A 13,982-nucleotide genomic window follows, 5' to 3' on the forward strand; every position below is an offset into this window, starting at 1 on the left:
CATCGACAACGTTGAAGCCGCCTATACCAGTCGCGGCTCGATGGGGCAGGACGCCTATGCCACCACCCATCCGGTGGTGCAGCACGTGGCCACGGTGGAGCAGGCCAGCCAGGCCTTTGACGGCATCACCTACGGCAAGGGCTCGGCGGTGATTTCGATGCTGGAAGACTACGTGGGCGAAACCGCGTGGCGTGACGGCGTGCGCAGCTACATAGGCAAGCATGCCTATGGCAACGCGGTAACCGACCAGCTGTGGGCGGAGATCGACAAGGCCGCGCCGGGCAAGCGCTTTGCCGAGGTCGCCCACGATTTCACCCTGCAACCGGGCGTGCCGCTGATAAAGGCGAGCAGCAGCTGCGAGAACGGCAAGACCGTGGTCGCGCTGGAGCAGGGCGAGTACACCGTGGATCGCCCCGACAAGCAGCCGCTGCGCTGGCGCGTGCCGGTCAGCGTGCGTGGCGCAGGCGACACCGTGGTGCGCACGCTGGTGGATGGCAATGCCCGCGTGGAACTGCCGGGTTGCGGCGCGCCGGTGGTGGTGAACGCCGGCCAGAAGGGCTACTTCCGCACGCTGTATGCGCCGGAACAGTTCAAGTCGCTGAGTGGCGCTTTCGCCAGCCTGCCGGTGGTGGATCAGCTTGGCGTGCTGATGGATACGAGCGCGCTGTCGGCAGTCGGGCTGCAACCCGAGGCGGACATGCTGGATCTTGCCGCAGGCGTGCCGCTTTCGGCATCACCGGACGTGTGGCAGATGGTGGCCGGCTCCGTGAGCGGCCTGGATGGTTTGTTCGATGGCGACGCCAAGCGCCAGGCCGCTTACCGCAAGTACGCGCTGTCGCGGCTGTCGCCGAAGTTCAAGACGCTGGGCTGGGACAACCGCGAAGGCGATTCCGCCACGGTCAAGCAGCTGCGCAGCAGCCTGATCGGCATCCTCAGCCGTCTGGGCGATGCCGATGTCATCGCCGAGGCCAACCGCCGCTTCAATGCCTCGCTGCAGGACCCGAAGGCCTTGTCGCCCGACCTGCGCCGCACCGTGCTGGGCATCGTCGCCCGCAATGCCGATGCCGCCACCTGGGACAAGCTGCATGCGCTGGCGAAGGCCGAGCAGTCCTCGATGATCCGCGATCAGTACTACGCGCTGCTGGCGGCAGCCAAGGACAAGACGCTGGCGCAGAAGGCGCTGGACATGGCGCTGACCGATGAGCCGGGCGCGACCAACAGCGCGGGGATGATCGCAAGGGTGGGCTACGAGCATCCGCACATGGCCTTCGATTTCGCCGTCGCGCATCGCGAGCAGGTGGACAATCTGGTGGATTCGACCTCGCGTGCGCGTTACTACCCGGGGCTGGGCGCAGGTGCGAATGACGAGAAGATGATCGAGAAGATCCGCGCATTCGCCGACCAGTACATCGCCCCGACTTCGCGCCGCGATGCGGAAATGGCGATCACCGGCATCCAGACCGGCCTGAAGCTGCGCGCGCAGCGGCTGCCGCAGGTGGATGCGTGGTTGAAGAAGCAGGGTTATTGAGCTGCTGGCAACACCTGCCGCCGCCCCGCGCGGCGGTAGGCGTCCGGCGACACGCCAAAACGCTGGCGGAACAGTTCGCCGAAATGCGATGGCGTGGAGAATCCGAGTTCCGCTGAAATCGCGGCGGCGCTGCGTTCGCTTTCCAGCAGCCACTGGCTGGCAAGGTGCAGGCGATGGGTACGCACGTACTCGCTCCACGCCATGCCCAGTTGCTGGTGGAAGCGGCGGCTGAAATACGCGGGTGACAGCGCACACAGCGCAGCGGCCTGTTCCGCCGAGGGTGCCTGCGCGGGATCGCGGCGCAGCGCCTCGATGGCCGGGCGCAGCCGGCGCAAGGTGTCGTTGCATTCGCCGAGTGGTTCACCTTCGATCATCGGCGCGGACGCGGCGGCGCACAGCAGCGCCTGCGTCAGTTGCACGGCAAGCGCGGCCTCGCTGGCGGCGGCATCGTGCAGCCAGTGCGCAAGCGTGGCGATGCGTGCTGCAAGTTCAGCGGACGGGCGCGCGCAGAACGCACCACGCAATGCCTCCATGCTGGGCAGGGTGGCAAGGCTGGCAACCGTGGCAGGGTCGGCCTGCATCAGCAGCCAGTCGCGCGCGCCGCCATCCAGCGCGAAGTCGTGCTGCACAAGCGATGGCACGAAGGCGATGCAGCCATCATCGAGTGGATAGCGCAGGCCACCTGCAACGAAGCTGCCATGCACCTTGCCGAACAGCACCAGCTCGCAGACGTCGTGGTAATGCGGGAACGGCGTGTTGGGCAGCGCGTCCGCGCCTTCCTCTACCTGCAGCACGCGCAGCTGCGCACCGGGGCGCAGCTGCACCGGTTCGCAGATGGGGCGGTCGATGTGGGGCGCGTGCATGGGGCGATTCTATGCGCGGTTCCTGCTCGGCAATCACTCGTCATTCCGGCGAAAGCCGGAATCCAGTTCTTGCTCCAGCTATTTAAGGAAGGTCTGAACAAGCCGTCATTCCGGCGAAAGCCGGAATCTAGCTCTTTGGTAAGTCATTGAAAAAGCTGGATCCCGGCTTTCGCCGGGATGACGTTTCGGGAGTTGTTCAGAGCTTCCTTAAAGCTGGATTCCGGCTTTCGCCGGAATGACGGTAGCCCCAAGCGTGGCGTGTCAGGGTGCAGAGCTGCCGAGGACGTGTACTTCAAACGGCGGCAGCGACAGCGCAGCGGGATCAACTACCTGTGCATCCTTGCCCAACAGGTCGCGCCATCCGCCACCGATGCCCGCATCGAATGCGGCGCGCGCCTCACGCCTGCCCAGGTTCACCAGCAGCAGCGTGCGTTGGCCACCGCTTTCGCGCAGCAGGCACAGAACCGGAGTGTCATCGGCGCAGGGCAATGATTGCGTGCCGTTGCGCAGTTCAGGGCGACTTGCACGCAAGGCAAGCAGCTGGCGGTACCAGTTCAACAGCGAGCCTGCATCGGCATCCTGTTCTTCCACTGACACGCCATCACCGGTGCGGTTGTAGCGCTGCGTCCACCAGCGCGCACTGCCGTCGCCGCGATACCAGATCGCCGAGCCGGGCGCTTCCAGTTCCTTCGACCAGCGCATCGCCTCGCGCAGCGGGACGTGATTGCCGTCGGACATGCCCACCTTGCCGGTGATGCCGCGCATGCCCAGTTCCTGCCCGTAGTAGAGCAGCGGTTCGCCCTTCACCAGCAACGAAATCGCAGCAGCGGCGCGCGCCTTTGCGGCATCGCTTTCGAGCAGCGACATCACCCGATCCGTGTCGTGGTTTTCGATGAACACGATCTGGCTCTTGCCTTCGGGCGTGATGCGCTCGGTTTCGCGCAGGGCCTTCACGATCTCGCCCTTGTCCAGCTTCACCATCGCGCCGCGCAGCGGGAAAGCGAACACCAGGTCGGCGCGGCCGCGCACCAGCCAGTCCGTGCCGTAGCCCCAGTCGGACTGTTCGGCCATGATCCGGAAGCCCGGGCGACGCGCGCGCAGGGCATCGAAGACCGGCTTCCAGAAATCGTCGAACAGATGGGTGGCCAGTCCCTTGTTGTCGAGGTCGTCCATCATGTGGTCGATGCGGAAGCCGTCCGCGCCATCACGCCCGCTGCCGTCGCCGCACGGATCGGCCCACCAGAGCAGCACGCGCTGGAAGTAGTCGCGCACCTTCGGGTTGTTGAGGTTGAGCATGGCGATGGCGTGCCAGCGGCCGTCATAGCCTTCCCATTTCGGCTGGTTGAGGAAGGGCTCGGCCTCGGTGCGTGCGGCATCGCGCCACAGCAGGTAATCGGCGAACGGCGCGTCCGGCTTGCCGATGGACTGCGTCCACCACGGATGGCCTTCGCCTGCGTACTGCATCTCGATATCCAGATACACCTTCAACCCGCGCGCATGGGCGGCGCGCAGTAATGCGCGGTAGTCGTCCAGCGTGCCGTAGGCCGGATCGATGGCTTCGAAATCAGTCGGAAAGTAGTTGTGATAGAAGGGCGAGGGCTGCAGCGGCGTCAGCAGGATCGAAGTGACGCCAAGCGTTTTCAGATAATCCAGCCGCGCGGTCATGCCATGAAGGTCACCGATGCCATCGCCATTGCCATCGGCAAAGCTGCGGAAGAACACGTGATAGAACACTTCCTCGCCAGCCTTGGCCTGCGGCGGCGGCGTGGTCGCGGTGGTGGGGGATGGCGTCGCGCAGCCGGCGATGGAAAATGCCAGCAGCGCTGCGGACAGCAGCCGGACAAGCTTCATGCGTGATCCTCCCGGTAAACGTCATTCGCGCCGCGCAGCACCCTGCCGAAAAAGCGCAGGCTGCGGGCCAGGTGTGCAGTCCAGTACGGCCATTCGTGGCCACCGTCGAACTCTTCATAGCGATGCGCGATGCCGGCAACATCCAGCACAGCATGCAGGGCGCGGTTGGCTTCGATGAAGGGATCGCTGCGGCCGCAGTCGAAGCGCAGCGGCGGCAGCGCGGCCTTCGCACCGAGCAAGGCAGCAAGCACGCTGGCATCAATCGGTGCATCGCTCCAGCCCACGCGCGGTTCTTCCAGCAATGCGTCGAACTGGGCGATGTCGGTCATGGTGGAATGCGCGGCGGCAGCGGCGAAGCGCGCGGGATGCTTGCCCGCCAGCCGCAGTGCGCCATAGCCGCCCATGCTCAGGCCGGCGATGCAGACCGGCGAATCGGTGCTGCATGCGGGGATGGCCTCGGCCGCGAATGCCGGGACTTCGTCCACGATCCAGCGTTCGTAGTCGGCATTCGCATGCGGCAGATAGCCGGAGCCGTCGCCCCACAAGCCGTCCGATGGCATCAGCAGCGCCATCGGTGGAATCGTGCCGTCCTCGACCAATCGCGCAGCAGTGCGATGCGCATCGCCCTTCAATGCCCAGGCCCAATGCGAACCATAGACGCCGTGCAGCAGGATCACGATGGGCAGATCGTGCGCGGCTTCCGCGCCGGGTGTGAGGAAGTACGTGAGATCGGCACGCCGGCCCAGCGCGCGGCTCTTCAGCGTGGCGTGGCGCAGGCCATCAGCGGGGATCGCCGGGTCGGACAGCTCGACGGTGCGGAAGCTCGTGGGCATGTCAGTGATCCATCGCGATTTGCAGCACGCCCTTGGTGCTGCGCCCGCCCAGCATGTCGTCGAAGGCCTGTGCCAGTGCTTCCAATGGATAGCGATGGCTGACCTGCGCGGCCAGCGCCAGTTCGCCGCGCTGCACCCAGTCGAACAATCGCGGGAAGTCGCGCGCCGGCACGCAGCCACCGTACAGCGGCGCAAGATAGCGCTTGTTCCAGAAGAAATCGGTGAGTTCCACCGTACTCTTGCCGTGCGCGCCACTGACCTGCAAGGCGTTGCCGCCATTGCGCGCAAGACGCAGCGGCAGGAAGGCCATAGCGGCGACGCCGGTGGCCTCGAAGGCGTGATCCGCGCCGCGTCCGCCGGTAAGTGCGCGCACGTCCTCAATCAGCGCGACGTGGTCGGCATCACCGGCATCCGGTTGCAGCAGATGGGTGGCACCAAACGCCTTCGCGCGTTGCAAGCGTTCGGGTACCAGATCGATGGCGATGATCGTGCCCGCGCCGGCCAGCCGCGCGCCCTGCACCACGTTCAGGCCCACGCCGCCGCAGCCCAGCACCGCCACGCTGTCGCCTTGCGCCACCTGTGCAATGTTGATCGCCGAGCCGACGCCGGTCATCACCGCGCAGCCGAGGATGCAGGCGGGATCCGGCGGCAGTGCGTCGGGCAGCGGCGTGACCGCTTCCGCGCGCACCACGGTGTAGTCGCAGAAGGTGCCGAGGTGGAAGGAGCGGGCAATCGGTTCGCCGCGCCAGCGCGTGCTGCCGGCGTGCGCGGCGCTGCTGGCCGCGCCGTGCGCATGCGGGCCATGGGTGCGTTCGCAGATTGCCTGCATGCCGCGCGTGCATTGCAGGCATTCGCCGCAGGGAATCGCCCAGTTGAGCAGCACCGCCTGTCCAGGATGCAGGTGTTCAACGCCTGCGCCGACCGCTTCGACGATACCTGCACCTTCATGCCCCATCACCAGCGGGCCGGGCCAGTGCAATGAGGCGTGGTCGGTATGGCAGACGCCGGCGGCGACCATCGCCACCCGCACCTCGCCGGGGCCGGGCGCAGCCACGTCCACATGGTCGGTGACGAAGCCGCCCGCGCCATCGGCGATGGCGGCGCGCGCTTGCAGTGTCGCTGCGCTCACGCCGCCGCTTCGAACAGCACGGGGTTCTTCGGCGTGTCGATGATCTCGCCGATCTTCGCGCCGGGACACCACGTATCCCAGTCGTTCTGCTGCATGTGGTTGTCCGGCGCCTTCAGTCGCACGTCGCGATCCATGTAGATCACCGTCATCACCGAGCGCGGCGTCTGCGAGCGGTTCGGCCCGGCGCGGTGGAACGTCCAGCCCAGGTGGAAGCTGACCTCGCCAAGGTCGAACGGCGCATCGACGATGGGAAAACCGTGCGCTTCCATGTTCTGGGTGATCGCGCGTTCGCTTTCATCGCTGATGCCAAGGTCGCGCCCGAACTCGACATGCTGGCTGCCGGCGAAGAACGCCAGCGGGCCCATGTCCTGCGGCACCGCCTGCAACGGCACCCATGCGGTGATGCAGCGGTCGCTGTCCAGCGGCCAGTAGTACTGGTCGGCGTGCGCAGGCGTGATGCCGCCGTTTGGCTCCTTGTACAGCGACTGGTCGTGGTACAGGCGCACGCCCTTGGTTTCCAGCAGCGCGGTGGCGATCCCGGCCAGCCGCTTGCCGAACACGAACTCCTTCACCAATCCGCCCTGCGTCCACAGGTTCATCACCTGCAGGAAGGCCTTGTCGTAGGTGCTGCGCTCTTCCAGCGGCACGGTCTGGGTGTTCAGCGCGATGGTGAGGCGGGTGATTTCCTCGCCGTAATGGCGCAGCGTGTCGGCATCGAACACGTCCTTGAGCTTGATGAAGCCGTCGCGGCGGAACTGCGCGATTTGCTCGGGCGCGAGCGGGTAGGGCGAATCGATGTCGATGGGCATGGCGGCGCGTGCGCGGATGAAGGCGGAAGCCCGCATGCTAGGCGCGTGGATGCGCGTGGGCATCTACTGCGATTGTCGGATCGCACCTGTGAACTGTCGGATTCGTGACCTGTCGTGATGCGTTGCGTCATCAAGAAGAAATCCTTCTCCCTTTGGGAGAAGGTGCCCCGCAGGGGCGGATGAGGGTTCGGTGCGAATCCGTACCCTCACCCCAACCCCTCTCCCGATGGGAGAGGGGCCATGAAGGCGCTTACGCTTCGTCCTTGTACGCATCCACCGGGATGCACGCACACATCACGTTCTTGTCGCCATGCACGTTGTCCACGCGCGCCACCGGCGGCCAGTACTTGACCTGCTTGAGCACCGGCAGCGGGAACGCGGCCAGCTCGCGCGTGTAGGCGTGCGCCCAGTCGCTGGCGCTGACTTGCACGGCCGTGTGCGGGGCGTGCTTGAGCGGGTTGTCGGCACGATCCAGCTTGCCGTCGATCACGTCCTGAATCTCCGCGCGGATCTGGATCATCGCATCGATGAAGCGATCCAGCTCGTGCTGCGTCTCGCTTTCGGTCGGCTCCACCATCAGCGTGCCGGCCACCGGGAAGCTCAGCGTCGGCGCGTGGAAACCGAAGTCGATCAGGCGCTTGGCCACGTCCTCGGCGCTGATGCCGGACTGCTTCTCCAGCGGGCGCAGGTCGAGGATGCATTCGTGCGCGACCAGCCCGTTGCGGCCGGTGTACAGGGTGGGATAGTGCGGGGCGAGACGCCTGGCGATGTAGTTGGCGTTGAGCATCGCCACCTGCGTGGCCTTGCGCAGGCCGTCGCGGCCCATCATCGCGATGTACATCCACGAGATCGGCAGGATCGACGCACTGCCGAAGCTGGCCGCCGACACCATCGCGCCGCCGCCGCTGCCGGACGTTTGCACGCCGTCCTCGCCGAAGGCCTTGGGCAGGAACGGCGCGAGGTGCGCCTTCACCGCGCAGGGGCCAACGCCGGGGCCACCGCCGCCGTGCGGGATGCAGAAGGTCTTGTGCAGGTTCAGGTGCGAAACGTCGGAACCCCACTTGCCGGGCTTTGCCAAGCCAACGAGGGCGTTCATGTTCGCGCCGTCGGTATAGACCTGCCCTCCGTGCCTGTGGACGATCTCGCAGATCTCCACCACGTCTTCCTCGAACACGCCGTGTGTCGATGGGTAGGTCATCATGATCGCGGCCAGGTTTTCCGAATGCTTCTCGGCCTGCACGCGGATGTCCTCGACATCGACATTGCCGTTGGCATCGCACTTGGTGACCACCACCTTCATGCCGCACATCTGCGCGCTGGCCGGATTGGTGCCGTGCGCGGACTCCGGGATCAGGCAGATGTTGCGATGGCTCTCGCCGCGTGATGCGTGGTACGCGCGGATCGCCAGCAGGCCGGCGTATTCGCCCTGCGCGCCGGAGTTGGGTTGCAGGCTCACCGCGTCGTAGCCGGTGGCTTCCACCAGCATCGCTTCAAGGCCGGAAATCAGCTCCTTGTAGCCCTGCGCCTGGTCGGCAGGCACGAAGGGATGGATGTTGCCGAACTCCGGCCACGTCACCGGGATCATCTCGGCGGTAGCGTTGAGCTTCATCGTGCAGCTGCCCAGCGGGATCATGGTGCGATCCATCGCCAGATCCTTGTCCGCAAGCTGGCGCAGATAGCGCAGCAATTCGTGCTCGCTGTGATGCGTGTTGAACACCGGGTGGGTGAGGAAGGCACTCTTGCGCTCCAGTTCCGCCGGGATCAGCGAGGGCGCGCTGGCGTCCAGCGCGTCGATCGACGGCAGCGCCGCATCGTCGCCACCGAAGATGCGCCACAGCAGTTCGATGTCGGCGCGGGTGGTGGTTTCATCCAGCGAGATGCAGATGTACTCGCCCCAGGCCTTGCGCAGGTTCACGCCCAGCGACTGCGCGCGTGCGATCAGCGCCTCGGCCCGGTCGCCGACCTTGAGTGAAATCGTGTCGAACGCGGAGTCGTGGTGGCCCTGCGCGTAGCCGAGCTGGCGCAGGCCGTCGCGCAGGATCGCGGTCAGGCGCGCAACGCGGCTGGCGATGCGCTTCAGGCCATCGGGGCCGTGATAGACGGCGTACATCGAGGCCATCACCGCCAGCAGCACCTGCGCGGTGCAGATGTTGGAGGTCGCCTTCTCGCGGCGGATGTGCTGCTCGCGGGTCTGCAGGGTGAGGCGATAGGCGGGGTTGCCGTCGGCGTCGATGGACACGCCGATCAGGCGGCCCGGCATCGAACGCTTGTAGGCGTCGCGGCAGGCCATGAACGCCGCGTGCGGGCCACCGAAGCCGAACGGCACGCCGAAGCGCTGGCTGTTGCCGATCACGATGTCCGCGCCCATCTCGCCGGGCGATTTCAGCAAGGTCAGCGCCAGCAGGTCGGTGGCGAAGATCGCCAGTGCGTTCTTCGCATGGATGCTCGCGACTTCCTCGCTCCAGTCGGCCAGCCAACCGCTGGAGGCGGGGTACTGCGCCAGCACGCCGAAGTAGTCGCCCTTCGCCAGTGCCGCGTGCCATGCCTCTGTGGAATTGGCCTGTTCGATGACGATGCCCAGCGGCTCGGCGCGCGTGCGTAGCAGTTCCAGCGTCTGCGGGTGGGTGTCGCCGCTGACCAGGAAGGTGCCCGACTTCGACTTGGCCGAACGCTTCGCCAGCGTCATCGCCTCGGCGGCGGCGGTGGCTTCGTCCAGCAGCGAGGCATTGGCGATGTCCATGCCGGTGAGGTCGGCCACCATCGTCTGGAAGTTGATGAGGGCTTCCATGCGGCCCTGCGAGATTTCCGCCTGATACGGCGTGTACGCGGTGTACCACGCAGGGTTTTCGAGGACGTTGCGCAGGATCACGTTGGGCGTGTGGGTGCCGTAATAGCCCTGCCCGATGAAGCTGCGGAAAACCTTGTTCTTCGACGCGATGGCGCGGATCTTCGCCAGTGCATCGACTTCGGTCATCGCCTGCGGCAATGCCAGCTTTGTTGCGGACTTGATCGAGGCCGGGACGATGGCGTCGGTGAAGGTTTCCAGCGAATCGTGTCCGACCACCTTCAGCATCGCCGCGATTTCGGCGTCGTTGGGGCCGATGTGGCGTTCGATGAAGGCGTCGTGGTGTTCGAGCGAGCGAAGCGAGGGCTGGGTCATGTCGGGGCGCCGGAAGAAGGGATGGGCGTCATCCCGGCGCAAGCCGGGATCCAGCCGTTGGCTTCCTCGGAAAACCGTGAAAGCTGGATTCCGGCTTGCGCCGGAATGACGGCAGGGCTGGCACCCGACTCTGTCCTTTTGCCTGAGAGTTTGGAAGCGCGCGGCGGGGGAGGATTCCGCACGGCTTCTTGCCCCTTCGGCGTCGGCATCGCCCGGTGGACGGACGTGACGATCTCTCCAGAGTGTGTTCGACGGCGGTATCAGGCCTGAGCGATTCCGGGCGGTTGCGCCTTCGGCAGCGCGGTTTGCGCGCTTCTCCCACCGTCACGTCGATTATACAGCCAGCCATATAGCCGCGCGTCCCTGCCCACCTTGCGACGGCAGATGCGTAGCATTGCGCCATGACCGCTGCCAGCCGCCCCTCGAACCGCCGTCTTGCCCTGCTGTTGGGCGGGCTGGCGATGTTCGGCCCGTTCTCCATCGACACCATCTTCCCGGCCTTCCCGCGCATCGGCGCAGACCTTGGCGCGGGGCAGGCGGCGATGCAGCAGACCATCAGCGTCTATCTGCTGGCCTATGCGGCGATGAGTGTGGTGCATGGGCCGCTGTCCGATGCGCTGGGCCGCAGGCGGGTGATCCTGGCCGGGCTTGTGGTGTTCGCGCTGGCGTCGGTGGGCTGCGCGCTTTCGACCTCGCTGCCGATGCTGCTGGCGTTCCGTGCCTTGCAGGGCCTGAGTGCGGGCGTGGGCATGATCGTGGGCCGCGCGGTGATCCGCGACGTGCTGCACGGCCACGATGCGCAGCGCCTGATGAGTCAGGTGTCGATGATCTTCGGCATCGCCCCGGCCATCGCGCCGGTGATCGGCGGCTGGCTGCTGGGCTGGGGCCACTGGCCGGACATCTTCTGGTTCCTGACCGCGTTTTCCGTGCTGCTGTTGCTGGCGGTCTGGCGCGCGCTGCCGGAAACCCATCCGCCCGCCGCGCGCTTGCCGTTGCAGGCCGGGCCGCTGCTGCGCGGCTATCTGGAAATTGCGCGCAACCCGCGCTTCCTGCGCCTGTCCGCCGCCGGTGCGCTCAACTTCGGCGCGCTGTTCTTGTACATCGCCTCGGCACCGGCCTTCGTGCTGGACATGCTGCGGCTGGGCGAACGTGATTTCGCGTGGTTCTTCGTGCCGATGATCGGCGGGATGATGCTGGGTGCCTTCGTTTCCGGACGCACGGCGGGCCGCATCGACGGGCAGCGGCTGGCATCGATTGGCTTCCTCTGCTGCGGCATCGCCGCGCTTGCCAACATCGGCTACAACCTGCTGGTCGATGTGCCCACGGTGCCGTGGGCGGTGCTGCCGATGAGCTTCAATGCGTTCGGCATCGCGCTGGTGTTCCCGATCATCACGCTGGCCATCCTCGACATGTTCCCGCGCCAGCGTGGCAGTGCATCTTCGTTGCAGGCCTTCGGCGGCCTGTTGTTGAACGCGATCATTGCCGGCCTGCTGTCACCGCTGCTGGCGGTCAGTGGCCTGGTGCTGGCGATGGGCGCGGCGGCGTTCACGCTGGCGGGCTGGCTGTTCTGGTGGTGGCAGACGCATGCATCGAGGCGCGCGCTGCGCGTGCCGGATGTGGATGAAGCGGCGGCGCTGGAACCGACGGATTTGTAGTGAGCTTGCAATGTCGTCATTCCGGCGCAAGCCGGAATGACGGGAAAGGCTTGTTTCAGCGCTTTCCCGTGCATGGAGAGTACCGTCAGGGCTGCCAGCCGCAGTTCTGCCCGTTGTTCTGCTGCTTCAGCCAGTCCTGCAGTGGTGCGAAGTATTCCAGCACGGCGCTTGCGTCCATCTTCTCGCCGCCGGTGAGTTCCTTCAGCGTCTGCTGCCAGGGTTGGCTGCTGCCCTTGGACAGCATCGCCCAGTATTTGTCGCCGGCTTGCTTGCTGCCGTAGAAGCTGCATTCGTACAGCGGGCCCTTGTGGCCGGAGGCTTCGCACAGCGCCTTGTAGAACTGGAACTGCAGGACGTGCGACAGGAAGTAGCGGGTGTAAGGCGTGTTGCCGGGGACGTGGTACTTCGCGCCGGCATCGAAGAACTCCTCGCCGCGCGGTGTTGCCGGGGCGACGCCCTGGTATTTCGCCTTCAGGTCCCACCATGCCTTGTTGTAGCCGTCCGGCTTGATCGAACCGTCGAACACGCCCCAGCGCCAGCGGTCGATCATCAGCCCGAATGGCAGGAAGGCGATTTTCGCCAGTGCCATCCGCATCTGTGCATTGACCACCGCTTCGTGGCTTTGCTGCTGCGCATCCACCAGCCCGACCGAGGCCATGTATTTCGGCGTCATCGCCAGCACGATGGTGTCGCCGATGGCTTCGTGGAAGCCGTCATGCGCGCCGCCCTGGAAGATCGGCGGCTGCGTGTTGTAGGCCAGGTCGTAATAGAGATGGCCGAGCTCGTGGTAGATCGTGGTCAGTTCTTCCTCGGTGGGCTTGATGCACATCTTGGTGCGCACATCCCCCTGCATGTTCATGTCCCACGCGCTGGCGTGGCAGACCACGTCGCGGTCCAGCGGCTTGATGAACTGCGACTTCTGCCAGTAGCTGTCCGGCAGCTTGCGCATGCCCAGCGAGACGTAGAAGTCCTGCGCGCGTTCGGTCATCTGCTTGGCGGTGGCAAGTTCCGCAGCGCGTTTTGCCATGAAGGTGCGCTCGGCCTCGCCGGCATTCTTGTCACCGGGTTTGTCGAGTTCGCGCTGTTCGTTGGCATCGGCCATCCGCTTCAGCGCGCTGCTGACATCCAGCTTGCCGACGCCCTTGTAGGGCTGCAGGATGTCCCACAGGTTGCTCCAGTCCTGCTGCCACAGGTTGCCCATCAGGTGCGCGGGCAGCATGCCGCCTTTCACCTGGCCCTTGTCCGCGCCGTAGGTCGCCTCCAGCTTGCCGCGCGCATAGCAGTGCAGTTGCTCGTACAGCGGCTTGACCTGATCCCACAGGCGGTCGGTTTCGGCGGCCAGTTCCGCCGGGCTCATGTCGTAGCCGGAGCGCCACATCTCGCCGGCATCGGCAAAGCCCATTTCCTTCGCGCCTTCGTTCACCAGTTCGACGAAGCGCGTGTAGTTCTTGCGCATCGGCACGCTGATGGTGTGCCAGCCCTGCCATGCATCCAGTTGCGCGTTGTAATCGCGGTTGCCGGCCAGCACTTCGCTGAGCTGGCCGATGTCCCGGCAGGTTTTCGCATCGCCTTCGCCGGTGCAATAGCTGCCGGCGCCGTACATGCCTTCCATGCGGGTGGCGAGCTGGGTCAGTTCTTCCAGCTTCTTCGCATCCTTCGGCGCGGGCATCGCCGTCATCAGCTTGAGCAGGCGCAGCGCGCGCGCGGTCTGCGGCGACATCTGCTGGCCTTCATAGCGCCTGGCCTGTTCGATCCACGTGTTGAGCTGGCCCAGCCAGCGTTCGTTGGCCTTGGCTGCGACCAGTTCGCTGTCGCTGTTGATGTAGGTGCTGGACAGCCACTGCGATGCACTCAGCTCGGTGGTCAGCTTGCGCATCTCGTCGTTGATGCGGGCAACGAACTGATCGGCGGTTTCGCCTGCAGGCGCTGGCGTGCTGGCGGCTGGTGCAGTTGCTGGTGTGGGTGCTTCGTCGCGCTTGCAGGCGGCAAGCCCGAGGGTGCCGATGATGGCGATGGCGAGCAGGGCAGGGCGTAGCTTCACGGCGATCCTCGGTGGTGCGGCGAAAGGAAGCACAAGGCTAGACCTTGGCGGTTAGGGGCGGCAAGTGAGGTGTGTTGGATCGGGAAGCACGGGCCCGCAGCCCCTCTTGGGCT

Annotated in this window: 9 protein-coding genes and 1 riboswitch; of the genes, 2 read left to right on the top strand and 7 right to left on the bottom strand. The window is 65.8% G+C overall.

What is annotated here, in order from left to right:
* The coding region (locus QM612_RS05930; RefSeq protein WP_415252978.1) for an ERAP1-like C-terminal domain-containing protein at nucleotides 1-1,528 on the top strand (1,528 nt) is incomplete at its 5' end.
* Here QM612_RS05930 and QM612_RS05935 read toward each other — a convergent pair.
* The 6 genes from QM612_RS05935 to gcvP form a co-directional block, all read right to left on the bottom strand.
* Entirely contained in the window at nucleotides 1,522-2,391 is an 870-nt protein-coding gene (locus QM612_RS05935; protein ID WP_415252979.1) for a helix-turn-helix transcriptional regulator, read from the bottom strand. The genes QM612_RS05930 and QM612_RS05935 overlap by 7 nt on opposite strands.
* Before the next feature lie 261 nt (nucleotides 2,392-2,652).
* Nucleotides 2,653-4,242, bottom strand: coding sequence for an alpha-amylase family glycosyl hydrolase (locus QM612_RS05940; RefSeq protein ID WP_415252980.1), 1,590 nt, complete (start codon nucleotides 4,240-4,242; stop codon nucleotides 2,653-2,655).
* The gene (locus tag QM612_RS05945) at nucleotides 4,239-5,075 is read right to left on the bottom strand and encodes an alpha/beta hydrolase (RefSeq protein WP_415252981.1); all 837 of its coding nucleotides are present in this window, start codon (nucleotides 5,073-5,075) and stop codon (nucleotides 4,239-4,241) included. The genes QM612_RS05940 and QM612_RS05945 overlap by 4 nt, the downstream gene beginning before the upstream one ends.
* A gap of 1 nt (nucleotide 5,076) precedes the next feature.
* Complete coding sequence (locus QM612_RS05950; protein ID WP_415252982.1) at nucleotides 5,077-6,204, bottom strand: alcohol dehydrogenase catalytic domain-containing protein; 1,128 nt, start codon at nucleotides 6,202-6,204, stop codon at nucleotides 5,077-5,079.
* Nucleotides 6,201-7,076: a phytanoyl-CoA dioxygenase family protein gene (locus tag QM612_RS05955; RefSeq protein ID WP_415252983.1), complete on the bottom strand. Its 876-nt coding sequence runs from the start codon at nucleotides 7,074-7,076 to the stop codon at nucleotides 6,201-6,203. The genes QM612_RS05950 and QM612_RS05955 overlap by 4 nt, the downstream gene beginning before the upstream one ends.
* A 187-nt stretch (nucleotides 7,077-7,263) precedes the next feature.
* Nucleotides 7,264-10,173, bottom strand: coding sequence for an aminomethyl-transferring glycine dehydrogenase (gene gcvP, locus QM612_RS05960; RefSeq protein ID WP_415252984.1), 2,910 nt, complete (start codon nucleotides 10,171-10,173; stop codon nucleotides 7,264-7,266).
* A 120-nt stretch (nucleotides 10,174-10,293) separates the two neighbouring features.
* Nucleotides 10,294-10,424: riboswitch (glycine riboswitch) on the bottom strand.
* Nucleotides 10,425-10,574: 150 nt separating this feature from the next.
* Here gcvP and QM612_RS05965 point away from each other — a divergent pair.
* Nucleotides 10,575-11,828 (top strand): multidrug effflux MFS transporter, encoded by a 1,254-nt coding sequence (locus QM612_RS05965; protein WP_415252985.1) that lies wholly within the window; start codon nucleotides 10,575-10,577, stop codon nucleotides 11,826-11,828.
* An 85-nt stretch (nucleotides 11,829-11,913) separates the two neighbouring features.
* On the opposite strand, the gene QM612_RS05970 is transcribed toward QM612_RS05965, so the two are convergent.
* Nucleotides 11,914-13,869, bottom strand: coding sequence for a M2 family metallopeptidase (locus tag QM612_RS05970; protein ID WP_415252986.1), 1,956 nt, complete (start codon nucleotides 13,867-13,869; stop codon nucleotides 11,914-11,916).
* Nucleotides 13,870-13,982 lie beyond the last annotated feature (113 nt).

Origin of the sequence: Thermomonas sp. (genome assembly GCF_047606765.1) — a bacterium.
Taxonomy (GTDB): Bacteria; Pseudomonadota; Gammaproteobacteria; order Xanthomonadales; family Xanthomonadaceae; genus Thermomonas.